Genomic DNA, 22,973 nt, shown 5'->3' with positions numbered 1-22,973 from the left:
CTGCCCGTCGTACGCTCGACCCATGGCCCCACTCACCCAGCCCACCGGCGACGAAGAGGCGCTGCGCGCCCTCCCCCGAGACGACGGGTCGGCGCCGCGCGCGCTCGTGCTCGGCGCGACCGGATACGTCGGCGGGCGACTCACCCCGCGGCTGCTCAACGCCGGATATCGCGTGCGGGTGCTGGCACGCGATGCCGCGCGCGCGGCATCCTTCCCCTGGGGTCCCGACTGCGAGATCGTCGAAGGGTCGGCCGACGACGCGGATGCTGTCGCCGCAGCCATGGACGACGTCGACGTCGTGTACTACCTGATCCACTCGATGACCGCCGGCAAGGGGTTCGAGGAGAGCGACGAGCGCGCGGCGACGACGGTGGCCGAGGCCGCGGCCCACGCGGGTGTGCGGCGCATCGTGTACCTCGGCGGGCTGCATCCGGACGACGTGAAGCTGTCACCCCATCTGCGCTCGCGCGTGCGGGTGGGCGAGATCTTCCTGCAGTCGGGCGTGCCGACGCTCGTGCTGCAGGCGGGCGTCGTGATCGGGTCGGGGTCGGCGTCGTTCGAGATGATCCGGCACCTCACCGACGTGCTGCCGTACATGCCGGCGCCGAAGTGGGTGCGCAACCGCATCCAGCCGATCGCCGTACGCGACGTGCTGCACTATCTGCTCGGCGCCGCCCGGGTCGACGCCGACGTGAACCGCGCGGTCGACATCGGCGGACCCGACGTGCTGCGCTACGGACAGATGATGAACGGCTACGCGGTCGAGGCCGGTCTGCCCCAGCGTGCGATCGCCGCGCTGCCCGTGCTGACTCCCGGTCTCGCCTCGCACTGGGTCAACCTCGTGACGCCGGTTCCCCGCTCGATCGCCCGCCCGCTCGTGGCGTCGCTGCAGAACGAGTGCATCATGAAGGACCACGCGGTCGACGAGCTGATCCCGCAGCCGGAGGGCGGCCTGACGCCGTATCGACGAGCCGTCGACCTCGCTCTCGGCCGGGTCGACGCCGACGCGATCGAGACGAGCTGGCAGGATTCCGAGGTCTCGGGCGCCCCCAGCGATCCGCTGCCGAGCGACCCGGACTGGGCGGGCCGTACCGTCTTCACCGACGCGCGCACGCTCGTCACGTCGGCCTCCGTCGACCGGCTGTGGTCGGTGGTGCTGGGCATCGGTGGAACGAACGGGTGGTACTCCTCGCGGTTCCTCTGGGCGGTGCGCGGGCTGATGGACCGTGTGGTCGGCGGGGTCGGTCTGCGCCGCGGTCGCCGCAGTCAGACGGTCGCCCGCGTGGGGGATGCGATCGACTTCTGGCGCGTCGAGGCCGTCGAGGAGCCGGGCGCGGCGACCGAGTCGTCGGCGGCGAGCGGTGGACTGCTGCGCCTGCGCGCCGAGATGAAGGTGCCCGGCGAGGCCTGGCTCGAGCTGCGCGCGGTCCCCGATGTCGCCGGCGCCCGCTACGAGCAGCGAGCGATCTTCTTCCCGCGCGGGCTCAGCGGGCGCCTGTACTGGCTCGCGGTGCTGCCCTTCCACGGGCTGATCTTCGCCAGCATGGCCTCGCGGATCACCGCCGCGGCCGAGAACTCCTAGCGCCGGGGATGCCGGGGAATCACGACTCCCGCGGTCGCTCCCCGTCCGGCGCTGCATCCGCCGCCGCATCCGGCGCCGCATCGTTCGCCGCATCGTCGAGCGCGGCGTCGACCACGGCATCCACCTCGGCGGGCGGGATGATGTCGATGGCCTCGGTCGCTGCCTCGTATACCTCGGCCAGCGTCTCGTCGACGGTCGACTCGTCGATCCAGGCGAGATCGTCCTCCGAGTGGTCGTACTCGACGGGGACGAGCGCGAAGTCGTCGCCGTACTCCTCCAGCCCGGCCATGACGCTGTGCCGCACGGCAGCACGGGCGTAGCGCTCGCGCAGGATCAGCGGATCGCGCCGCAGATCCTTCATGAACGCGATCATCATGAACGCCATGATGATCGCGAAGGGCAGGGCGGCGATGATCGTCACGTTCTGCAGCGACTTCAGCCCGCTCCCCTCCTCACCGGAGACGAGGAGCACGGCGGCGATGACGCCGACGAGCGAACCCCAGACGATCGTCACCCAGCGGGTCGGCTCCGGCCGTCCCTGCTGCGACAGCGTGCCCATCACCAGCGACGAGGAGTCGGCACCCGTGATGAAGAAGATCGAGATCAGCAGGATGAGCAGGACGCTGGTGATCAGCGGGAACGGCAGGTTCTCCAGGACGCCGAAGAGAACGTCCTCCGGTGGATTCACCACGAGCCCCGCACCGTCCATCTGCTGCTGGATCGCCGTGGAGCCGAAGATCGCGAACCAGACGAGGGAGATCGCCGACGGGACCAGGATGACGACCGACACGAACTGACGCAGCGTCCGGCCGCGCGAGATCTTCGCGATGAACATGCCCACGAACGGGGACCACGAGATCCACCACGCCCAGTAGAAGATCGTCCAGCCCGAAAGGAATGCCTGAGCTTCTTCGCCCTGTGAGGCCGAGCGCGCGACCATCTCCGGCAGGTCGCCGACGAACTGCACGGCCACGGAGGGGATCACGTTGAGGATCAGGAGCGTCGGTCCGACGAAGAACACGAAGAAGGCGAGCACGAGGGCCATGACAGCGTTGATGTTCGACAGCGCCCGGATGCCCTTGGAGACGCCCGAGACCGCCGAGGCGATGAAGCACGCGGTGAGCACGGCGATGACCGCGATGAGCACGCCGTTGCCGAGCGGGCCTGCGCCGCTGACGATCTCGACGCCGTGCCCGATCTGCAGGGCGCCCAGGCCGAGGGATGCCGCGGTTCCGAAGAGCGTGACGATGATGGCGAACACGTCGATGGTGCGGCCGAGCGGTCCGGCCGTGCGCCCCTCGCCGAGCAGCGGGGCGAAGATCGAGGAGATCAGCGGCGTGCGTCCGCGGCGGAAGGCGCCGTAGGCGATGGCCCCGCCGACGAGTGCGTAGAACGACCACGCCTGTGGGCCCCAGTGGTAGAGCACCTGAGCCTGCGCGGTGTGCATCGCCTCGAGCGTGTTCGCCTCGACGGTTCCGGGCGGCGGGCTCTCGAAGAACGTCAGCGGTTCGGCGGCGCCCCAGAACACGAGCCCGATGCCCATGCCGGCGGCGAACAGCATCGAGATCCAGGAGAACATCGAGAACTGCGGCTCTTCGTCATCGCGGCCGAGCGGGATGCGCCCGTAGCGGCTGAAGCCGACGAACAGCATGAACACCAGGACGATCGTGGCGATGGTCGTGAAGAAGAATCCGAAGTACTCCACCACCCAGCCGAGCACGGCCGTGGTCGTTCCGGAGAGATTGTCTCCGGCGAAGACGCCCCACGCGATGAAGGCGACGACCAGCGTCAGCGCGACGCCGAACACGAGCGGGTCGGTGCGGTAGGTGCGTCCGGTCTCCTCGACCGAGACGCCGGGCACGAGGGCCGGATGCACGCTGCGCGGCGGGACGGCCGCGATGTCGCGGACGATCTTCTTCGCGGCCTCGGTGGCCTTGGCCGGGAGGCGGTTCACGCCCGTGCCGACGGCATCCGTGCGGGGGCGCTGCGGGGTGCTTCCTGCGGAGCGTGCGGGCGGCTTCTCGTCAGGGGTCTCCATGGCACACCATCCTGTCACGCGATATGCCGATGCGTGGATGCGAAAACCCAGGCCAGCTGTACGATCCGCGGCGCGTCGGGGCTCGACGCGCCGCGCGGATACCGGATGGTCCGGGTTTCCCGGGCGTGCCGCGGCTACCGCGGGCCGCGGCGACCGCGGGCCCCGGCTACCTCGGGCCGCGACGACCGACGCCGGCGAACACCGAGTGCAGCAGCGGGAGGGCCGAGACGCAGATCAGGGTGATGCCCAGCGGAGGCAGCGAGGGGACGAGCAGGGCACCGCCCACGAGCAGCGCCGCGAACAGCACACCCGAGGCGATGCGGCGCGCAATGCCCTCGAGCCGATCGAGGCGACGCTCGAGCCGCGAGGTGTCGAACGACACGTTGCCGTCGTCGATGCGGGTGATGATCCGGTCGATGCGGCCGGGCAGCTGCCAGGTCGTCGCCATCGTGTCCATCGCCTGGCCCGCGAAAGCCTGCACGATGTTGCCGCTCTCGTCGCGCAGCAGGCGTGCGGCGTAGGGCTCGGCGGCATCCCACACGTTGAACGCCGGATCGAGTCCGCTGCACATGCCCGACGTCAGCGAGACCGCGCGGATGAGCAGCAGCATGTTCTCGGGGAGCTGCAGCGGGAGCGAGCGCACCATGTCGCCGAACTCCTCCGCGAAGTCGCGGAACTCCCGGGGGTCGACCTTGCTGAGCTCGGCGAAACCCATGCCGCCGAAGCGGGCGAACAGCGCGCTCAGAGCACGTTCGAGCTCGTTGGTGTCGGCCGACGGCAGCAGGACGCCGATCTCCTGGGCGGCGGCGACGAGGCCGCGGCTGTCACGCCCGGCGACCGCGATGAGGAGCGTGCGCAGCCCGTCGCGGAGACTGTCGGGAACCTCGGCCATCATCCCGAAGTCGATGAACGTGAGCTGGAAGTTCCGCCCCGACTCGTCTGCGCCCGCGTGGACCGGCGTCACGAAGATGTTGCCGGGGTGCGGGTCGGCGTGCACGAAGCTGTGCGTGAACACCTGGTCGAACATGACCTCGGCGAACACCGCGGCGACCGCGGACGGGTCGATGCCGGCGGCACGCAGCGCATCCGTGTCGTTGATCTTGATCGCGGTGACGTCGGACAGCGTGAGCACGCGACGGGTCGACCGCTCCCACACGATCTCGGGAGCGGCGACGCGCGGGTCGTCGGCGAAGTTCTCGCGGAACCGCTCGGCGCTCGCGGCTTCGTGCAGGTAGTCGATCTCCTCGAGGCTGGTCGCGGCGAACTCCTCGACCAACGCGGGAGCATCGACCCGGTCGGCGACGAGGCGCACGCGGGTCAACCAGCGCGCGACCCGGCGGAGCGCGGCGAGGTCGACCGCGACGATGCCGTCGATGCCCGGCCGCTGCACCTTGACGACGACGTGGCCGAGTCCGGTGTCGGCCGCGTCGAGTGCCGAGAGCCGGGCCCGGTGCACCTGACCGAGGGAGGCCGCCGCGAGCGGAGTGTCGTCGAACCACGCGTAGGCACGCTCGAGCGGGACGCCGAGTTCGGCCTCGGCGAGCGCGCGGATGGCCGCGGTGGGCACGGCCGGCACCTCGTCCTGCAGCCCCTCGAGCTCTTTCGTGATCTCGGGCGGCAGCACGTCGAGGCGCGACGACATGAACTGTCCGACCTTGATCATGAGACCGCCGAGTTCGACCGCGAGCACATGGAAGCGACGCGCGAACGTCTGCATCCGCTGCCCTCGTGTGCGCTCGGCGACCCGGCTCATGCCGAGGCGCGGGAGCACCAGCTCGAACCACCAGATCTTCAGGAACTCCCGGCCCGCGAACGACACGATGCGGCGGTACCTGGCGCGGTGGGCGCCCTGTGCCGCGGCATCCGTCATCGCGTAGTCCTCTCGCAGGCCCTCACCCGATGCCGCACTGCGCGGTCAGTCCTGCGCGAGGATCGAGTACAGCCTACGGCGGGCTTCGTCGAGGATCTCGATGGTCTGCTGCACCTGCTCGGGCGAACCGCTGCGACCGACCTGCGCTGCGGCGGCGGCGAGGTCGACGCCCGCCTTGGGCAGTGCACTGAAGCGGGCGCTGTCACGGTGGCCGTCCTTGCCGGACGACTCCCACGGGGCCGGAGTCTCGGAGCTCTCGTCTGCGACGGCGCGGCCGGCCTCGGTGAGCGAGTAGGTCTTGCGGCCGTTCTGCTCCTCAGCCTCGATGAGTCCTTCATCGGCGAGCAGCTGCAGCGTGGGGTACACGGAGCCGGCACTCGGCTTCCAGGTGCCGCCGCTGCGCTCGGCGATCTCGTTGATGATCTGGTAGCCGTGCATCGGCTTCTCGGCGAGCAGGGAGAGCACAGCCGTGCGGACATCACCGCGGGCCATGCGCGAGCCGCCGGACGGGCGGGGCTCGAACGACTTGCGGAGCTGGTCCATCGCCTCGAAGATCGCGGATGCCGGACCGCCGGGGCCCGTGCCGAAGCCGGCGCCGCCGAAGAGGCCGCCGGGGCCGCCGTTGTTCCCGGAGCCGCTGGTGCCGCCGAACGGGTTGGAGGGGAATGCGTTGTTCATGATGACCTCCTGATGGGGTGAACGATACTCAACGATATGTCGTTCACCCTGAGGATGGGGTGGGAGTTTCAGGAGGGAGGGCGGCGCTCCCGATTCAGTCCGAGCCCTCGACCAGGCGCGCCCCGAGGAGCGCGGCACCGGTGAGAGCCGCATCGACTCCGAGCTCCGCCGGGACCACACGAGCCTCAGAGGGTCCGGCCATCGCCGCCGCGCGATAGGCCCGTCGCACCTCGGTCAGATAGGTCTCGCCGATCTCGGCGACCCCGCCGCCGACGACCACCACCTCGACGTCGAGGGCCGCGTTGGCGCTCGCGAGGGCGCGCCCGAGATGGTGCGCACCGTCGCGGATCACCCGTTCCGCCCGGGCGTCTCCGCGCAGAGCCGACGCGTGCACCTCGCGCAGGGGAAGGCGCACCCCGGTCTCCTCGAAGAACGTCTGCTCCAGAGCGGGGCCGGAGGCCACGGCCTCCACGTGGCCGAAGCCACCGCAGGGGCAGCGGCGCTCGGCGAGGTTCGGGGGCAGCGAGATCTCCATGTGTCCGATCGACCCCGCGGTGCCGGTGACCCCGCGACGCAGTCCGTCCGCGAGAACGACGGCGCCCCCGATCCCGGTGCCGACCGCGACCATCAGCATCGCGTCCGCGCCCGCTCCGGCGCCCCGCTCGGCCTCGGCCACCGCGGCGGCATGCACGTCGTTGACCACCGCGACCGGGGCGCCGACCGCATCTGCGAGGGCACTCCGCAGCGGGAATCCGACCCAGCCGCTGATCGCATCCGTGGCCGAGGTGATCGTGCCGTCCGGCCCGACCACACCCGCGGTGCCGACTCCGACCGCCTCCACCGGATCGCCACCGCGCACCGCGCGCACGGCATCCGCCACCGCCTGCACGATGGCCGGACCACCCGCGCGAGACGGTGTCGCGAGGGTGCGCACCTCGGTGGCCCTCTCGAGCCGATCGCCGTCGCGCGCGAACCCGGCGACCGCGATCTTCGTGCCGCCGATGTCGACGCCGATGATCATGCCGGGCTCCGCACCGCCGGCGTCACCGCGACGAAGCGCCGAGTGATCGCGATCGGGTCGGTGATCGCCCCGCCGACCACCACGGCGAGTGCGCCGGCATCGAACGCCTGGCGCACCTGCTCGGTCGTCTGGTACCGCCCCTCGGCGATGGTGGGGATGCCGGCGGCGACGAGATCCGCGACCAGCTGCAGATCCGGCCCCTCGCCCCGCGCCGAGTGCGGCGTGTATCCCGAGAGGGTCGTACCGACCACGGCCGCTCCGGCTTCCCGGGCGCGCATCCCCTCGTCGAGGGTGGAGACGTCGGCCATCACCGGACGCCCGGTCGCCTCCGTGATCTCGCGCAGCAGGTCGAACCTGTCGCCCAGCTGCTCCACGGTGGCATCCACCGCGATGATGTCGGCTCCCGCCTCCGCGAGGCCGAGCGCCAGCGCGACGTCGGGGGTGATCACGTTCCGGACCCCGTTGTGCACCTTGTGCAGGCCGATGATCGGAGCATCCGTCGCCGCCCGCATCCGGCGGATGTCGTCGGGGCCGTTCAGGCGCAGGCCGCTCGCGCCTCCGAGCAGCGCGGATTCGGCGAGCGCGGCGATCACCTCCGTGTCGCGCACCGGGCTTCCCGACTGCGCCTGCACCGAGGCGATCAGGCGTCCGGTGAGGAGTTCGAGGGGGTCGTTGGTCATTTGAGAGCTCCTGCGCTGGCGCCACCGATGAAGAACTTCTGACCGATGAGGAAGATCACCACGGCCGGAAGGGTGAACATGACGCAGGCGGCCATCAGCGGCCCCCACGCCACGTCGTTCTCACCGAAGAAGGCGTACAGACCGATCGAAAGCGTATAGGTGGACTCGTCGTTCAGATAGATGAGCGGGTTGAGGAAGTCGGTCCACGCCCACACGAACTGGAAGATCGCCGCCGTCACGATGGCGGGCCGCGCCAACGGCAGCACGATCGTCGCGTAGGTGCGGAACTCGGAGGCGCCGTCCAAGCGGGCGGCCTCGATCAGCTCGTCCGGCACCGCGAGCAGGAACTGCCGGATCATGAAGATGAAGAACGGCGTGCCGAGGAACGCGGGGACGATCAGCGGCAGATACGTGTTGGTCGCCTCGAGCCCGTTCCACACCAGGAACAGGGGGATGAGGGTCACCTGCGGCGGGAGCATCATGGTGGCCAGCACCAGGATGAGCAGTGGGCGGGAGCCGCGCCAGCGCACCTTGGCCAGCGCGTAGGCCACGAGCGGGCATGAGATGACCGTGCCGAGGATGCTCATCCCCGACACGAACAGGGTGTTCCCGAGATAGCGCCACACCGGGATCTGCTCGAACGCCTCGGCGAAGTTGTCCATCGTCCAGTCGGTCGGCAGCAACGACGGCGGCGAGGAGAACACGTCGCCCGGCGTCTTGAACGCGGTCGACAGCATCACGAGCAGCGGAAAAAGGAACAGCAGCGCGAGCAGCGCGACCGAGACCTGCTGCCGGACACGGCGCATCGTCCGGCGTACCCGCCGGGGACGCTTGCGGATGACGGCGACGTCAGCGTGTGCCATCGTGCACCCACTTCCTCGAGGTCGCGAGCACGATCAGGCTCACGACCAGCGTGATGATGAACAGGGTCCAGGCCATGGCCGACGCGTAGCCCATCTTCAGGAACACGAACGCGTTCTGATACAGGTACATCGCGTACGACAGCATCGACTGTCCCGGCCCGGAGCCGGCCTGGTTCAGCCGTTCCTGGGAGAGGATGTACGGCTGCGTGAAGATCTGCAGGAATCCGATGATGCTCACGATCACCTGGAACAAGGTCACCGGCGAGACGGTGGGCCAGGTCACACTGGTGAAGCGGCGCCACATGCCCGCGCCATCCAGTTCGGCCGCCTCGTACAGCTCCTTCGGGACCTCCTGGAGGGCGGCGAGGTAGATGATCATCGTTCCGCCGACGGTCCACAGCGACATCAGGATGATGGCGGGCTTGGTCCATTCGGGCTCCTGCAACCAGGCCGGCCCCTCGATGCCGAACCAGGACAGGAAGTAGTTCACGAAGCCGTACTGGGCGTTGAGCAGCCAGCGCCACAGGTAGCCGCCGACGACGACGGGCACGATCGAGGGCAGGTAGACGAGCGCGCGGTAGAGCGGCTGACCCCGCACCGGGGTGTTCAGCAGGTGCGCACCCGCGAGGGCGATGCCGATCGCGAGCGGAACACCGAAGACGGTGAGGACGGCGGTGTTCGCGAGCGACTTCCAGAAGACGCCGTCGTTGAACATCTGCACGTAGTTCGCCAGCCCCACCCACTCCGGGGACTGGAACAGGTTGAAGTCGGTGAAGCTGTAGTACGCGGACGCGGCGATCGGGTAGGCGAAGAGGAACAGGAATCCGACGATGAACGGCGACGCGAACGCGAGGCCGATCAGGGTCGACCGGCGGGTGCGACGCCGCCGCGGGGCACGCCCGCCGGGCCCGGCAGGGGCATTCTCCTGCCGGACCCGGCGTGCTGTTGCAGTGGTCACGGAGCCTCGATCACTTCGTGGAGTAGTTGGCCATGCGCTCCTCGACCGTCGCGATCGCCTCTTCGGGGGTCGCCGTGAGACGGACGACCTCATCGAAGGCGGTGGCGAGGTCGGTGGCGTACTCGGCGCTGTACGGAAGGCTCGCGAGCGCCTTCGCGTTCGGAGAGGATGCAGCATCGGCCCACACGCCGAAGTCCTGCAGGCTGTCGAAGGCGGCGCTGCCGGCGAGCGACGTGCGTCCGGGCAGGTTGCCGAGCGCGACGGCGAACTTCTCCATCGGCTCCTCGCTGACGAGGTAGGCGAGGAACGTGGCCGCTTCCTCCTTGTGCTTCGAGTTCGCGGGGATGAAGAGCGTGCTGGCGGTCACCTGCGTGCTGTTCTCGAGCTCGGGCGAGGCGGCCGGGATCGCCGTGACACCCCACTCGAAGTCCGGGGCGATCTTGGCCGCGGAGGCCGAGCGCCATTCACCGTCGATGATCATCGCGACCTTGCCGCTGAAGAACGGGTCCTGCGCCGAGAGGTACTCTCCCTGGCCCGAGACGAAGGTCGCCATGGCCTGGGCGCCGACCGGCTCGATCACGTTGTCCTGGTACCACTGCAGGGCTTCGAGGTTGCCGTCTTCGGCGGGGGTGGGGCCGTCCTCGCCGTCCCAGCTGCCGCCGAACGCGTAGCCGAGGGTGGTCAGGGTCGTGCTGTCGTTGGCCGAACCGAGGCCGAGCTGCGTGATCTTCCCGGATCCGTCGACCACGGTGAGCTTCTCGATCGCGGCCGCGAGCTCGTCCATGGTGGTCGGCGGGGTGACGCCGGCTTCCTCCAGCAGCTGCGTGTTGTAGAGCAGCTGGAAGCTGTGGGTGGCGATCGGCAGCGAGTAGATCTTGCCGTCGTAGGTCATCTGCTCCATGGCGCTGGGGATGAAGTCGTCGATCTCGATGCCCTCGGCCGCGATCGCGTCGTCCAGAGGGGCGAGGATGCCCTTCGAGGCCCAGGCGCCGACCGTGTTGCCGAAGTTGTCGGAGATGTCGAACGATCCGTTCGATGACGACATCGAGGTCAACTGCTTCTGGGTGTCGGGGCTGGAGACGCCCTTGACCACGATCTCGTCCTGGCTGCCGTTGAAGTCGGCGATGATCTCTTCGAGCGCCTTCGCCTCTTCACCGCCCCAGAGGTACGAGAACGTGATCTCGGTCGGGCCGTCGGCGCCGCCGCCTCCCGCACCGCATCCGGCGAGGGCGACGACCGTGGCTGTGGTCAGGGCACCGGCGATCAGGGCGCGCCGGCGCATGTGCTGCTTCGTGTGCATGGGAGTTCTCCGCTCATCATTGACCTTACAAAAGGATTGGAATAGACCAATTCGGAACCGCTGAGAACAGACATTGACACATCCAGGGGTGATCGTCAAGATTGGGTTAGTCCAAATGGGCAGACCGGAGGGGTGGCATGTCGTCGATCGAAGGCGTGACGAAGCACGAGCGGGTGCGACGGCATCTGGAAGAGGTCATCCAGCAGGGGCTCGCCCCGCACGAGAAGCTGCCGACCGAGCGCGACCTCGCCGAGTCGCTCGAGGTGAACCGGCAGACCGTGCGGCGCGCCCTCGACGAGTTGGAGCGCGACGGGCTGGTCTACCGCCTGCAGGGGGCAGGCACGTTCGTGAGCGCCTCGCGCATCAGCAAGACCTTCGAGCTCACCTCGTTCTCGGAAGACATGCACACGCGCAACATGCGGCCCGGTTCGCTGTCGGTCGACGTCGGCACGGCATCCGCAGGGCAGACCGCCGGGTACGCGCTGAACCTCAGCCCTCAGTCACCCGTCGTCCGCATCCGCCGGGTGCGCACGGCCGACGACATCCCGATCTGCCTCGAGGTCTGCTCGATCGCCGCCGACGCGGTGCCGGGCCTCGAAGACGGCATCGTCGGAGACTCGCTGTACGAGGATCTGCGCTCGCGGTTCGGTATCTCCGCGGTCCGCGCCGACCAGGAGATCCATGCGGTCGTGCTCGACGAGGAGCAGGCCGACGCGCTGCAGACGCCGCCGTTCTCGCCCGCCTTCCTGGTCAAGCGCACCACCTACGACGCGCGCAGCCGCCCGATCGAGTACGCCGAATCGGTGTACCGGGGCGACCGCTACTCGTACCTGGTCTCGATCTCGCGCCCCTGACCCCCGTTTCCGAATCGCCACCCGAACTCCCCGAAGTCCCCTGACGAAAGGCACTCCCCCGTGTCCGACACGACTCTGCGCCCGCGCATCGCTCTGCTCCCGCTCGACGACCGGCCGGTGAACGTGCGGCTTCCCGGCGACGTCGCCGCGGTGGCCGGAGTGATCCTCGACGTGCCACCGGCCGAGATCCTGCCCTCATACCGTGTCGCCGGAGACGCGATCGCGCTCGGCGCCTGGCTGCTCGACCGCGTCGCCGACCCGGCCACGGTTCATGTGGTGGTGTCGGTCGACATGCTGCTCTACGGCGGGCTGATCGCCAGCCGCACGAGCGCCGACACGACGCGCGAGGTGCTGGAGCGGCTCGACGTGCTGCGCGAGGTGCGCCGCCGTCGGCCGGAGCTGCCCATCTCGGCCGTCTCGCTCGTGACACGGGCGAGCAACTCGTACTCGGCGGCCGAGGAGCCGGAGTACTGGCGGGAGCACGGCAAGGAGATCCATGCGCTCGGCGGCGACGCGCACCGGCTGCTCGACGAGGCCGACGTGCTTCCCCTGTCGGAGCTGACCCCGGTGCCGGCCGAGATCGTGTCCGACTATTCGGCACGGCGGCTGCGCAATCACATCGTGAACCTGTCGACGCTCGCGCTCGTCGAGGATGCGACGCTCGACTTCCTGGCGATCACCGCCGATGACACCGCGCCGTTCGCCGCGGGCAGCGCCGAACAGGTGTGGCTGCGGCACTGGATGCGGATGCTGCCGTCGGGCCGCGATGTGCTGATGTACCCGGGTGCCGACGAGGTGGGCGCGGCGCTGGTCGCCAGGGCGCTGGCCGCGAACGCCGGTGTGACCGCTTCGTTCTCGGTCGCGTGTGCGGACGCCGAGGGCATGACCCGCATCCCGCCGTACGAGAACATGTCGCTCGCGGCATCCGCGAGTCGGCAGATCCGCGCGGCCGGGGCCGTGGAGGTCTCCGAAGGCGGCGACGTGACCCTGGTGCTGCACGCCCCCGACCCCGACCGGCACGACATGTTCCGCGGCCGGCCGGATCGGGTGGATGCGGATGCCGTGGCCGGCACGGTCGCGCTGATCACGGAGCGGCTGGACGCGGGCGAGCACGTGGCCCTCGCCGACGTCCGCTACCCGAACGGCGCCGACGAGGCGCTCGTGCGGGCGCTCGCCGAGGCGGGGCTGCTCGGGCGACTCGAGGCTTTCGGCGGGTGGAACACGGCCGGCAACACGCTCGGCAGCGTGGTCGCGGTCGCGGCGGCCGGAGTGGTCGGCCGGGCGACGGGCACGTTCGATGCCCGCGCCGCCCGCATCGCCCTGCTCACGCGACTGCTCGACGACTTCGCGTACCAGGCGGTCGTGCGCACCGACTCCGGGCCCGCGCTGTTCCCCGACGTCTACCCGATGGCCGACGACGGCCGGGTCGCGACGGCGGAGCGGGTCATCCGTGAGGAGTTGACGGCGCTGCTGGAGTCGACGCTCCCCGCGGAGGACGTGCGCATCCAGGAACTGACCCTGCCGTGGCGGCGATCGTTCGAGATCGGGCTCGTACTGAGCTAGCCCGGCGGGTCATGCGGCGCGATCCTTCGGCAACGTCACGATCTCGGCAGGGTCAGGATCTCCGCCCCGTCCGCGGTGATCGCGATGGTGTGCTCGGTGTGCGCGGTGCGGCATCCGGTCGCGCTCCGCAGAGTCCAGCCGTCGTCGTCGGTGCGCAGCACGTCGGTGTCGGCCATGACCCAGGGCTCGAGCGCGAGCAGCAGTCCGGGGCGCAGCGTGTAGCCGCGGCCGGGCCGCCCGTCGTTCGCGATATGAGGATCCTGGTGCATGGTCGAGCCGATGCCGTGGCCGCCGAATTCGAGGTTGATGGGGTAGCCGGCGTCGTGCAGCACCGTGCCGATCGCGTGCGACAGGTCGCCGATGCGGGCCCCGGGGCGAGCGGCGGCGATGCCCGCGGCGAGCGCCCGCTCGGTCGCCTCGATCATGGCGAGGTCTTCCGCCGCCGGGGTGCCGCCGACCACGAAACTGATGGCCGCATCGGCCGAGATGCCGCGCAGGGTGACGGCCAGGTCGAGCGTGAGCAGGTCTCCCGGCCGGAGCGCATAGTCGTGGGGCATGCCGTGCAGCACGGCATCGTTCACGGCTGTGCAGACGTAGTGGCCGAACGGGCCGCGGCCGAACGAGGGGGCGTAGTCGACGTAGCAGGACTCGGCCCCGGCATCCTCGATCAGCTGCTTCGCCCACCGGTCGAGGTCGAGCAGATTCACACCGACCGCGGCGCGGGCTTTCAACGCCTGCAGGATGTCGCCGACGAGCGCGCCGGTCGCCCGCGCCCGCGCGAGCTCGTCGGCGTTCAGGATCTCGATCATGGGTCCTCTTCCGTCGTGACCAATAACTATCCCGGTAATACTATCCCGGTATTAGTATGGGCATCATGATGGTCCGGCTGCCGCTCACCCCCGCCGAGGTAGAACGCGGCGAGCGCCTCGGCGCCCTGCTGCGTCGCGCGCGCGGGGAACGGTCGATGCTGAGCGTCGCGCTGGACGCCGGCATCTCCCCCGAGACCCTGCGCAAGATCGAGTCGGGACGCGTCGCCACCCCCGCGTTCTCGACGATCGCGGCGATCGCCGGCGTGCTCGAGCTCTCGCTGGACGCGGTGTGGGCCGAGGTCGACCCGCGAACGGCCGAGACCACGGCTCGACGCATCGCCTCCTGAATTCGAGGAGTCTCTCGCCCCGCTCTGCCTGCGCGCCGTGCGAACTTCTGCACACGCCCGGCCGAAACGCAAGCCTGGTGACCCCCACAGGAAGGCGTGTTTAGCTCGAGGAACAGTCGACGTGGGGGAGACGTTTTGTCGCAGAGCATTCAGCCGGAGAGCAGCAGCAGCGGGAACAGCATCCGCGTGAGCGTGGTGGTTCCGGTGTTCCGGCCGGGCGCATCGTTCGATGACCTCATCGCATCGCTCGATCGCCAGACCCTCGACCCCGCCGCGTTCGAGGTGCTGCTGTGCGACGACGGCTCGGGAGAGCCGACCGGTGAGCGCCTGGCCGCCATCGCCCGCGAGCGCCCGAACGTGCGGGTGCTGTCGCTGGAGCACTCCGGATGGCCGGGCATGCCGCGCAACCACGGCGTCGACGCTGCCCGAGGCACGTACGTACAGTTCGTCGACCAGGACGACTACCTGTTCGACGGCGCGCTCGAGAAGCTGTGCGACTACGCGGATGCGAACGCGTCCGACGTCGTCGTCGGCAAGGAAGTGGGGATCGGTCGCCCGCTTCCGAGCAAGATCTTCCGCCGCGACATCCCCCGGGCGACGCTGGGCACCGATCCGCTGCTCGAGATGCTCACGCCGCACAAGATGTTCCGCACGGCGTTCCTGCGGGCGAACGGCATCCGCTTCCCGGAGGGGCGCGTGCGGCTGGAGGATCACCTGTTCGTGATGCAGGCGTACTTCGCCGCGTCGACCATCTCGGTCCTCGCGAGCGAGCCCTGCTACGCGTGGGTGAAGCAGCCGGGCAGCGCCAGCTCTGCGCGGATCGAGCCGGAGACGTACTTCCCGCATCTGGAGACCGTCCTCGACGTCGTCGAGGCGCACACCGACCCGGGACGACTGCGCGACCGGCTCCTGCGGCACTGGTTCCGCGGCAAGATCCTCAAGCGCATCGCGGGGCCGCGCATGGTCAAGTACCCCGACGAGTATCGCGACCGCCTGCTGGACGTGGTGGTCCCCCTGACGCAGAGACGGTTCGGTCCTGGCGTGGATGCCGGCCTCAGCTTCGCGCACCGCATCCGCGCGGCGCTTCTCCGCGCCGATCGCCGTGACGACCTGGTGCGTCTGGCCGCGTTCGAGTCGGGGTTGCAGTGCCGCGCCACGGTCACCGCCGCGCAGTGGTCGCGGGGCGGCGGGCTGCACCTCACCGTTCGCGTCGACATCACGCACGACGGGAAGGATGCGCTGGTGTTCGAGACGTTCGCAGCGGATCCGCCGGCCCCCGCCGCGCAGGATGCCGCCGGGCCTGCGACCGGCGCGAAGTCCTCCGGCGCCAAGAAGTCGATTCGGCTGACGTCACTGCCGCTGTCGTCTCTCGACGGGTTGCCGGCGAATCTCCTGGCGGTGGATCGCGAGCTGCGCAACGATCGCATCGAGCTGATCCTCCGCGACGGCACCGACACCGGCACCGGCACCGACACCGGCACCGGCACGGACACCGGGACCGAGCGCATCCTCTCCGGCCGCCGACCACGTGACCTCTCCGCCGTCGCCGTCTCGATCGATCCGGTTCGTTCGTTCGAGCGGACGGACGATTCCCGAGGCGGCCCGCTCAGCGTCAAGGTCCGCCGGGCGGGGTGGACATTCGACGTTCCCCTGGAGGCCGATGCCGCGGTGCTCGCTCGCATCGGCCGTTCGCCGATCCTCGCGGGGCGCGCCTGCACGCTCACGGCAGGCGAGGGCGGCACGGTGGAGCTGCATCGCGAGTGGCCGGGCGGCGGACTCAAGGACGCCGCGGGCCGCACGGTGCGCAGCATCCGTCGCACCCTCCGGCGACATTGACCGCGCCGCGACACCGACCTCTCCGCACGACAGCACCGACCGCCGTCGCACTCTGACCGCCCCTCACTTGCTCCATCGAACGAATAACGATAGATTCCTGTTGTTCTTCGATGAAGGAGTGGGTATGGGGAAGACGACGATCGTCGTTCTGCGCATCGTGATCGCGGTGGCGCTGCTGGGTTCACTGGCGGTGCAGGCGCTCATCGTGCCGCTGCTGTGGCTCGACCTCGCCGAGGATGAGCTGTGGGGCCGGATCGTGCTGGTGTCGATCGTGGTGCTGGGCGTGGGAACACTGCAGGTGTTCGGGGTGTGCGTGTGGATGCTGCTCACGCGGGTGCGGCGCGGATCGATCTTCGCGGAGTCGTCGTTCCGGTACGTGAACGTCATCATCGGGGCGATCCTGGTGGCCGCCGCCCTCACGTGGATCCTGGCCGCGCTGCTCGCGCCGGGGTCGACGGCGCCGGGCGTCGTGGCGTTGATCGGCGGCGCCGGAGTCGTGCTCGCCGGGATGGCGCTGCTCGTGGTCGTCATGAAGGCGCTGCTGCGGCAGGCGATCGATAGTGAGGCCGAGGCGCGAGCGCTGCGCTCCGAACTCGACGACGAGGTGATCTGATGCCCGTGGTGGTCGACATCGACGTGATGATGGCGCGGAGGAAGATGAGCGTCGGCGAGCTGGCCGAGCGCATCGGCATCACGCCGACCAACCTCGCCGTCTTGAAGAACGGTCGCGCGAAGGCGGTGCGCTTCACGACGCTGGATGCCCTCTGCGCGGTGCTGGAGTGCCAGCCCGGCGATCTGCTGCGCTGGGAGCCCGACGCCGGCTGACGCACGAAGCCCCGCGGTACGCCGCGGGGCTTCGCGTCGGTGGATCAGCGCAGCACGAACTCGACCGTCGTGACGTTGCCGGCGACGTCGTGGACGAGGAGCCTGTTCTCGCCCGCGACTCCGCCGAACGTTCCCGGTTTCACGAAGTTGAGGTCGGACCAGACGTTGTTCGAGAGGTCTTTCCCGACGCCGTTGAGCTCGATCCGGTCGATCTTGCCGGCGTCGTGGAGCTTGAAGCTGACCTTGTCGTAGCCCGCCGCATCGCCGACGGTGAACGAGGCACCGGTCTTGACGGTCACAGTGGGGGCGGTGGCGTCGACCGTGAGATCGAACGTCGAGGTCTTCGAGATGTTGCCCGCGGCATCCTGCGCGTTGTACTTGATCGTGTACGCCCCGTCGGGGAGCGTCACGGTCGCGACGTGCGAGCCGCTCGTGCCCGTGGCCGTAGACTGCGTGCTCTTCACGAGCGTGCCACCCTGGTAGATGTTCGCGACGATGCGGGCGAGACCCACCTCGTCGGTCGCGTCGACGCGGATGTCGATGGCCTTCGACGGGCCTGCCGTGGTCGGGCTGACGAGCGTCACCTGCGGGCGGGTCTTGTCCGGGACGCGACCCGCGACGAACGACACCGTGGTCTTCTCGGAGCGGTTGCCGTACATGTCGACGGCGGTGACCTCGGCGATGTAGCTCGTCCCCTTGGTGAGGGTGATCAGCGGGGCGTCGGCCTGGCGTCCGTTCCGGATCGCGAGCGGGATCTCGAGGATGCTCGGACGCGGTGCGATCTGGAAGTCGGCGAGAACCTTCGCACCGGCACGGATCGGCAGCGCCTCGACGCCGGTGGCCGCGTCGCGGACCCGCACGTCGTAGCCGTAGACGGACTCGTCGTCGGTCGCCGCGGGAACCCGGAGGATGTCGGCGCCGTCTGCGGTCACGGTGTGCTCGGGCGCACCCTGCTGCACCGGTGCGACGTTGTCGCGCGCCGCCGACGTGTAGTCGAAGTTGGCGCGCACCTCTTCGGGCGTCGTGCCGTCGAGGCGGACCGTCCAGGTGGGGCCTGCGAGCGTGCCGGCGCTGGCGAAGGGGTAGCCGGACTGGTAGCCCCAGGCGCCGTTGTCGTAGGTGCGCTCGTCTTCGGCGGCGAAGTTGATGCGGTCGATCTCGGTGCGGTCGGCGTAGACCTCGACGTACAGGGCCTGCGCGGTCGGGATCGTGAACTCGTCCCAGAGCGCGTTGCCGTAGATCTGGTACGCGTCGTGCGGGGTCTCGGTGTACGACATGGATCCGTCGTTCACGGCCGTGAAGCCGCCCTGCCAGATCGAACGCTCGTCGTTCAGGTGCAGGTGCGAGTGACCCGAGAAGTAGACGGCCTGCGGGTAGCCGGAGAGGTCGGCGGTGAGGGTGGCGTTGGAGGCCTGGGCTCCGTCGTAGACCGTGTTGGCGGTGGGGCGGTGGCCGACGACGAAGATCGGGGTGTTGAGGGCATCGGGTTCGGCGGAGAGGGCGGCGAGGCGTCCCTGCAGCCAGGTGCGCTGCGCGCCCGAGTAGCGCTCGGTGTCGATCACGAGGAACGTCTGGTCGTCGATCGTCTTCTCGTAGTAGCCGCCGGATGCGTTGGGGAACCAGTCGCCGTAGTACTTCGCCATGTCGGCGTTGCCCACGTCGTGGTTGCCGTGCGACATCAGGATCGGGGTGTCGTCGAGGCCGAGGCGGTCGATGTTCTCGTCGAAGATCGTCTTCACGACCTGGTGGTCGGGCGCGGTGTTGTTGTTGTTGTCGTTGATCTGGTCGCCGTTGGAGATGATCAGGTCGGGGTCGGGGTTGATCGACGCGAGGGTGTCGAAGTGGCTCTTCCAGATGCCCCGGTTCTTCTCGGTGAGGGCCGACGTGTGCACGTCGCTCATCACGAAGAACGACGTGAGCGGCTCTTCGTCCGTCTTGATGATGTAACCCTCGATCTCGGCGGGTGAAGTCGCTCCGCCCTTGATCGAGACCGCGGCGAGGTTGGTCGTCTCGTCGATGACCAGCGGCTTCTTGTAGAGCGGGCTCTTCGCGGTCGGCGTCGATCCGTCGAGCGTGTACCTGATCTGGGCGCCCTGCGGCGCGGTGAGCGTGACGGTGGTCGACTCCGTGAATCGGCCGCCGTCCTGGCTGAATGTCGGTGCCGCGAGCTCCTCGGCGGCGTTCGCCGCCGTGAGGGGGAATGCGACGGCGGCGGCCACGGCCGCGAGCGTGCACACTCCTGCGATCTGTCTCTTCACTTCATCCTCTTCCACGTGTGTATCTACGACGCACCGGACCGGCGCTGAGACGACGCTAGGGAGCCGTTCCAGACGGGGAACGGCGAAAGCAGGAACGTTAGGTAAACAACTTTGCGGCCAGCGGCCCGGATGCTCGGAAAAGAAGTGAATACAAGATCACGGTGCCGTGGGGGCGCGGCGCGCGGGGCGGGCGCGTGGCGCGGGGGCGCGGGCGAAAACGGAGACGTACCGCGCTACGTGCGGCGCGCCGCGGGCCGACACGCCGCCGGGTGCCGTGAGCGTCTCCGTTTCGGCCTTCAGCGCCCCGCGAGCAACTTCCCGAGCCGCGCCGCCTCACCCTCCGGCATCGCATACCCGTGCTCGACCGCGGGATACGCACCCCCGCGCACGTCCGCCGCATACGCCTCCACGCCGCCGATCGCAGCCGTCCGCAACTCCGCGTACCGCTTCACGAACTTGGCCACCCCGCCGTCGTACAGCCCGAGCAGGTCGTGGAACACGAGCACCTGCCCGTCGGCATCCGCTCCGGCTCCGATGCCGATCACGGGGATGTCGAGCAGCGGCACCAGGGCGGCGGTGACCTCGGAGGGCACCGCCTCGACCACGAGCATCGAGCAGCCGGCGGCCTGCAGGGCGAGGGCGTCGTCGATCACGGCGAGCGCCGCTTCGGCGGTGCGGCCCTGTGCGCGGTAGCCGCCGAGCGCCGTGGCCGTCTGCGGGGTGAGCCCGACGTGCCCGACCACGGGGATGCCGGCCTGCACGAGCGCCCGCGCGCGGTCGACGGTCGTGCCGCCGCGCTCGATCTTCACCAGGTCGCAGCCGGCTTCCTTGACGAAGCGCTGCGCGGTGGCGATGGCGAGCTCGTCCGAGGCCTCGTACGAGCCGAACGGCAGATCGCCGACCAGCAGCGGCACGGTCAGCCCGCGGCGCACGGCCTTCGTCAGCATCAGCATCTCGTCGACCGTGACCGGCACGGTGCTGTCGTAGCCGAGCACGGTCATCGCGGCCGAGTCGCCCACGAGCACGATGTCGACACCGGCAGCCTCGACGATCTGCGCACTCGGGTGGTCGTAGGCGGTGACCATGACGATCGGCTCGCCGGCATCCTTCTTCGCGGCGAGAGCGGCGAGCGTGACACGTGTGCGCGGGGCGGCGTGGGCGCTCATGCGCGGGCCTCCGTCAGCAGGCGGTCGACGTCGTCGTCGACCTGGATGATCGCGTTGTCCCGGTCGACGTGCACGACGACCGGTTCGTAGCTCGCGAGGTCTTCGCGCGAATAGTCGGCATAGGAGATGACGATGATGGTGTCGCCGGTGTGCACGAGGCGGGCCGCGGCGCCGTTGACCTGGATGACGCCGGATCCGCGCTCCCCCACCAACGTGTACGTCTCGAAGCGCGCGCCGTTGTCGACGTCGACGACGTGCACCTGCTCGTGCGGCAGGATGTCGGCAGCTTCGAGCAGGATGGGATCGATCGTGATCGAGCCGACGTAGTGCAGATCGCTGGCGGTGACGGTCGCGCGGTGGATCTTCGACTTCAGCATCGTGCGTCGCATCAGGCGTCGCCCTTCGGGTCGGTGGTCTGCGGGTCGGCGGCATCCGGGAGGGCGGGATCCGGTTCAGCGACGTCGGCGGCGGACAGCACATGGTTGTCGATCAGCCGGGCGGCGCCGACGCGTGCGGCGACCGCGAGCAGCGCGTCCCGCTCGACGCGGACGACCGGGTCCAGCGTCTCGGCATCGCGGAGCTCCAGGTACTCCACAGAGATCCGGGCGTCTTCGAGCACGCGCCGTGCCGCCGACAGGATGCCCGCACCCTCGCGCTCCCCCGCCGCGAACACCTCGGCCGCCGCATCCAGCGCCCGGTTCAACGCCGTCGCCTGCAGCCGCGCGGCATCGTCGAGGTAGACGTTACGCGAGCTCATGGCGAGTCCGTCGGCCTCTCGCACGATCGGGCACGCGACGATCCTCACGTCGAGGTCGAGGTCGCGTACGACGCGGCGGACGACGAGCACCTGCTGCGCATCCTTCTGTCCGAAGTACGCGGAATCCGGCCGGACGATCCCGAACAGCTTCGTGACGACCGTGGCGACGCCGTCGAAGTGGTGCGCGCCGCGGCTCGCGCCGTCGAGCACATCGGTGAGGCCGGCGACGTGGATGTTCGTCGCGAACCCGTCGGGGTAGATCTCGGATGCCGCCGGGGCGAAGAGGATGTCGACGCCCTCGGCCTCGGCGAGCGCCGCGTCGCGGGCCTCATCGCGCGGGTAGGAGCTGAGGTCTTCGTTCGCGCCGAACTGGGTCGGGTTGACGAAGAGCGAGACGACGACGAGATCGGATGCCGCGCGCGCGGCCCGCATGAGAGAGAGGTGTCCGTCGTGGAAGGCGCCCATCGTGGGGACGAGGCCGACCGAGCCGTTCGCGAGCCGAGCCTCGCGGACGGCCGCGCGCACCTCGGGGATGGTGCGGAGGATTCTCATGCGGACGGTTCCTTCGGCTCGCCGGTCACTTCGCCGGCCATCTCGCCGGTCACTTCGCCAGTCGCTTCGCCGTCCACCTGTCGGGAGAAGGGACGGATGTCGGGCGGATCGGCCGCGTTTCTCCCGGCATCCGTGCGTTCTCCCGACATCCGTACCGGGGCTTCGGCGCGAGACGCGATCGCCCGCGTGGCGGCAGCGAGAGCGTCGAACAGGTCCTGAAGGTCGAGCTCTGCGGCGGCGGACCTCTGCCGGGCGACCGTCTCCCCGTCGCCGCGGGCGATCGGTCCGGTGAGGGCTTCCTGCGCGCCGGCATCCGCCCAGTTCTCGACCGATCGGCGGACGAGCGGGGCGAGCAGTTGGCGAACGTCATCCGAGGGGATGCCGGCGGCCGCAGCCAGCTGCTCCGCCGCATCGACCACCGTCAGCACGAAGTTCGAGGCGAAGGACGCCGCCGCGTGATAGCTCGCGCGGTCGTCGACCGTGAACGGTCGGGCACCGAGGGCCCGGGCCAGCTGCTCGGCCACGGCGCGGGCGTCGTCGGTGCGGCCGGCGACCGCGGCACCGATGCCGTGGAACACATCGGGAGTCTCCGCCCCCGTGAACGTCTGCAGGGGGTGGATGCTGAAGTCGACGTCGTCGAGCGGCGTGGCACCCGAGACGTGACCGACGAGCCGCACATGCGGTCGAGCGACGAACGCGACGGCCGGGATGGCGGAGTCCGGAACGCAGAGTAGGGCGACGTCGGCGTTCGGCATCGACTGATCGCGGCGGAGGGGGCCGAGGACGTCGAACCCCGCCGTGCGCAGGGAGCGCGCGAGCACGCGTCCGAGACGACCGGCGCCGACGATGGCGATGGTCGTTCCTGGCGCGAGTGAAGAGGAGGTCTGCATGTCGATTCCCCGGCCGAGTTGGGGGCGGTCCGGATGCGAGAAGTATCCGCCTCTCACGGCATCCGCTCCAAATCTGAGAGCAATATGACAATCACGAGACCCCAGATGGATGTCATTATCGTAGCT

At 69.6% G+C, this 22,973-nt stretch carries 21 protein-coding genes; 7 read left to right on the top strand and 14 right to left on the bottom strand.

Annotated features, from left to right (window positions below):
- Positions 1–22 precede the first annotated feature (22 nt).
- Positions 23–1,582: an SDR family oxidoreductase gene (locus CQ034_RS15945; protein WP_105711819.1), complete on the top strand. Its 1,560-nt coding sequence runs from the start codon at positions 23–25 to the stop codon at positions 1,580–1,582.
- Between the two features lie 19 nt (positions 1,583–1,601).
- On the opposite strand, the gene CQ034_RS15940 is transcribed toward CQ034_RS15945, so the two are convergent.
- From CQ034_RS15940 to CQ034_RS15905, 8 genes are all read right to left on the bottom strand, one after another.
- Entirely contained in the window at positions 1,602–3,620 is a 2,019-nt protein-coding gene (locus CQ034_RS15940) for a BCCT family transporter (RefSeq protein ID WP_105711818.1), read from the bottom strand.
- Positions 3,621–3,786: 166 nt separating this feature from the next.
- Positions 3,787–5,490: an AarF/ABC1/UbiB kinase family protein gene (locus CQ034_RS15935; protein WP_105711817.1), complete on the bottom strand. Its 1,704-nt coding sequence runs from the start codon at positions 5,488–5,490 to the stop codon at positions 3,787–3,789.
- Positions 5,491–5,535: 45 nt separating this feature from the next.
- Positions 5,536–6,168, bottom strand: coding sequence for a PadR family transcriptional regulator (locus CQ034_RS15930; protein WP_029264018.1), 633 nt, complete (start codon positions 6,166–6,168; stop codon positions 5,536–5,538).
- 94 nt (positions 6,169–6,262) lie between these two features.
- On the bottom strand, positions 6,263–7,189 hold the full coding sequence (locus CQ034_RS15925) for an ROK family protein (RefSeq protein WP_105711816.1): 927 nt from the start codon (positions 7,187–7,189) through the stop codon (positions 6,263–6,265).
- Complete coding sequence (locus CQ034_RS15920) at positions 7,186–7,869, bottom strand: N-acetylmannosamine-6-phosphate 2-epimerase (protein ID WP_105711815.1); 684 nt, start codon at positions 7,867–7,869, stop codon at positions 7,186–7,188. The genes CQ034_RS15925 and CQ034_RS15920 overlap by 4 nt, the downstream gene beginning before the upstream one ends.
- Positions 7,866–8,732: a carbohydrate ABC transporter permease gene (locus tag CQ034_RS15915; protein ID WP_051662473.1), complete on the bottom strand. Its 867-nt coding sequence runs from the start codon at positions 8,730–8,732 to the stop codon at positions 7,866–7,868. The genes CQ034_RS15920 and CQ034_RS15915 overlap by 4 nt, the downstream gene beginning before the upstream one ends.
- Positions 8,719–9,690, bottom strand: a complete 972-nt coding sequence (locus CQ034_RS15910; RefSeq protein WP_231481774.1) for a carbohydrate ABC transporter permease — start codon at positions 9,688–9,690, stop codon at positions 8,719–8,721. Before CQ034_RS15910 ends, CQ034_RS15915 begins: the two co-directional genes overlap by 14 nt.
- A gap of 10 nt (positions 9,691–9,700) precedes the next feature.
- Positions 9,701–10,990: an ABC transporter substrate-binding protein gene (locus CQ034_RS15905; protein ID WP_105711814.1), complete on the bottom strand. Its 1,290-nt coding sequence runs from the start codon at positions 10,988–10,990 to the stop codon at positions 9,701–9,703.
- A 137-nt stretch (positions 10,991–11,127) separates the two neighbouring features.
- On the opposite strand from CQ034_RS15905, the gene CQ034_RS15900 reads away from it, so the two are divergent.
- Together CQ034_RS15900 and CQ034_RS15895 are read left to right on the top strand one after the other, a co-directional pair.
- A complete protein-coding gene (locus tag CQ034_RS15900; protein ID WP_029273885.1) occupies positions 11,128–11,844 on the top strand; it encodes a GntR family transcriptional regulator in 717 nt (238 codons plus the stop codon).
- A gap of 60 nt (positions 11,845–11,904) precedes the next feature.
- Positions 11,905–13,407, top strand: a complete 1,503-nt coding sequence (locus tag CQ034_RS15895; RefSeq protein ID WP_105711813.1) for a DUF4127 family protein — start codon at positions 11,905–11,907, stop codon at positions 13,405–13,407.
- A 35-nt stretch (positions 13,408–13,442) separates the two neighbouring features.
- Here CQ034_RS15895 and map read toward each other — a convergent pair whose 3' ends face one another.
- On the bottom strand, positions 13,443–14,216 hold the full coding sequence (gene map, locus CQ034_RS15890; protein WP_105711812.1) for a type I methionyl aminopeptidase: 774 nt from the start codon (positions 14,214–14,216) through the stop codon (positions 13,443–13,445).
- Positions 14,217–14,284: 68 nt separating this feature from the next.
- Between map and CQ034_RS15885 the strand changes: the two genes are divergently transcribed.
- From CQ034_RS15885 to CQ034_RS15870, 4 genes are all read left to right on the top strand, one after another.
- Positions 14,285–14,563, top strand: a complete 279-nt coding sequence (locus CQ034_RS15885; protein WP_105711826.1) for a helix-turn-helix domain-containing protein — start codon at positions 14,285–14,287, stop codon at positions 14,561–14,563.
- 135 nt (positions 14,564–14,698) lie between these two features.
- The gene (locus tag CQ034_RS15880) at positions 14,699–16,399 is read left to right on the top strand and encodes a glycosyltransferase family A protein (protein ID WP_181156351.1); all 1,701 of its coding nucleotides are present in this window, start codon (positions 14,699–14,701) and stop codon (positions 16,397–16,399) included.
- 124 nt (positions 16,400–16,523) lie between these two features.
- Complete coding sequence (locus tag CQ034_RS15875) at positions 16,524–17,012, top strand: DUF2975 domain-containing protein (RefSeq protein WP_091033068.1); 489 nt, start codon at positions 16,524–16,526, stop codon at positions 17,010–17,012.
- Positions 17,012–17,224, top strand: a complete 213-nt coding sequence (locus tag CQ034_RS15870) for a helix-turn-helix transcriptional regulator (protein ID WP_029264006.1) — start codon at positions 17,012–17,014, stop codon at positions 17,222–17,224. Before CQ034_RS15875 ends, CQ034_RS15870 begins: the two co-directional genes overlap by 1 nt.
- A gap of 44 nt (positions 17,225–17,268) precedes the next feature.
- On the opposite strand, the gene CQ034_RS15865 is transcribed toward CQ034_RS15870, so the two are convergent.
- The 5 genes from CQ034_RS15865 to CQ034_RS15845 form a co-directional block, all read right to left on the bottom strand.
- Positions 17,269–19,482: a chitobiase/beta-hexosaminidase C-terminal domain-containing protein gene (locus CQ034_RS15865; RefSeq protein WP_146114862.1), complete on the bottom strand. Its 2,214-nt coding sequence runs from the start codon at positions 19,480–19,482 to the stop codon at positions 17,269–17,271.
- 296 nt (positions 19,483–19,778) lie between these two features.
- On the bottom strand, positions 19,779–20,648 hold the full coding sequence (gene panB, locus CQ034_RS15860; RefSeq protein ID WP_105711809.1) for a 3-methyl-2-oxobutanoate hydroxymethyltransferase: 870 nt from the start codon (positions 20,646–20,648) through the stop codon (positions 19,779–19,781).
- Entirely contained in the window at positions 20,645–21,037 is a 393-nt protein-coding gene (gene panD / locus CQ034_RS15855) for an aspartate 1-decarboxylase (protein ID WP_105711808.1), read from the bottom strand. Before panD ends, panB begins: the two co-directional genes overlap by 4 nt.
- Entirely contained in the window at positions 21,037–21,957 is a 921-nt protein-coding gene (gene panC / locus CQ034_RS15850) for a pantoate--beta-alanine ligase (RefSeq protein WP_105711807.1), read from the bottom strand. The genes panD and panC overlap by 1 nt, the downstream gene beginning before the upstream one ends.
- The gene (locus tag CQ034_RS15845; RefSeq protein ID WP_105711806.1) at positions 21,954–22,847 is read right to left on the bottom strand and encodes a DUF2520 domain-containing protein; all 894 of its coding nucleotides are present in this window, start codon (positions 22,845–22,847) and stop codon (positions 21,954–21,956) included. The genes panC and CQ034_RS15845 overlap by 4 nt, the downstream gene beginning before the upstream one ends.
- Positions 22,848–22,973 lie beyond the last annotated feature (126 nt).

The organism is Microbacterium sp. MYb45 (assembly GCF_002979655.1).
In the GTDB taxonomy this organism is placed as follows: Bacteria; Actinomycetota; Actinomycetes; order Actinomycetales; family Microbacteriaceae; genus Microbacterium.
This window is presented reverse-complemented; position numbering and strand designations above follow the sequence as displayed.

Excerpts from the sequence above, each read along its gene's own strand:
- CQ034_RS15945 (WP_105711819.1), top strand. The coding sequence starts at position 23 with ATGGCCCCACTCACCCAGCCCACCGGCGACGAAGAGGCGCTGCGCGCC.
- CQ034_RS15940 (WP_105711818.1), bottom strand. The coding sequence starts at position 3,620 with ATGGAGACCCCTGACGAGAAGCCGCCCGCACGCTCCGCAGGAAGCACC.
- CQ034_RS15935 (WP_105711817.1), bottom strand. The coding sequence starts at position 5,490 with ATGACGGATGCCGCGGCACAGGGCGCCCACCGCGCCAGGTACCGCCGC.
- CQ034_RS15930 (WP_029264018.1), bottom strand. The coding sequence starts at position 6,168 with ATGAACAACGCATTCCCCTCCAACCCGTTCGGCGGCACCAGCGGCTCC.
- CQ034_RS15925 (WP_105711816.1), bottom strand. The coding sequence starts at position 7,189 with ATGATCATCGGCGTCGACATCGGCGGCACGAAGATCGCGGTCGCCGGG.
- CQ034_RS15920 (WP_105711815.1), bottom strand. The coding sequence starts at position 7,869 with ATGACCAACGACCCCCTCGAACTCCTCACCGGACGCCTGATCGCCTCG.
- CQ034_RS15915 (WP_051662473.1), bottom strand. The coding sequence starts at position 8,732 with ATGGCACACGCTGACGTCGCCGTCATCCGCAAGCGTCCCCGGCGGGTA.
- CQ034_RS15905 (WP_105711814.1), bottom strand. The coding sequence starts at position 10,990 with ATGCACACGAAGCAGCACATGCGCCGGCGCGCCCTGATCGCCGGTGCC.
- CQ034_RS15900 (WP_029273885.1), top strand. The coding sequence starts at position 11,128 with ATGTCGTCGATCGAAGGCGTGACGAAGCACGAGCGGGTGCGACGGCAT.
- map (WP_105711812.1), bottom strand. The coding sequence starts at position 14,216 with ATGATCGAGATCCTGAACGCCGACGAGCTCGCGCGGGCGCGGGCGACC.
- CQ034_RS15885 (WP_105711826.1), top strand. The coding sequence starts at position 14,285 with ATGGTCCGGCTGCCGCTCACCCCCGCCGAGGTAGAACGCGGCGAGCGC.
- CQ034_RS15875 (WP_091033068.1), top strand. The coding sequence starts at position 16,524 with ATGGGGAAGACGACGATCGTCGTTCTGCGCATCGTGATCGCGGTGGCG.
- CQ034_RS15870 (WP_029264006.1), top strand. The coding sequence starts at position 17,012 with ATGCCCGTGGTGGTCGACATCGACGTGATGATGGCGCGGAGGAAGATG.
- panB (WP_105711809.1), bottom strand. The coding sequence starts at position 20,648 with ATGAGCGCCCACGCCGCCCCGCGCACACGTGTCACGCTCGCCGCTCTC.
- panD (WP_105711808.1), bottom strand. The coding sequence starts at position 21,037 with ATGCGACGCACGATGCTGAAGTCGAAGATCCACCGCGCGACCGTCACC.
- panC (WP_105711807.1), bottom strand. The coding sequence starts at position 21,957 with ATGAGAATCCTCCGCACCATCCCCGAGGTGCGCGCGGCCGTCCGCGAG.
- CQ034_RS15845 (WP_105711806.1), bottom strand. The coding sequence starts at position 22,847 with ATGCAGACCTCCTCTTCACTCGCGCCAGGAACGACCATCGCCATCGTC.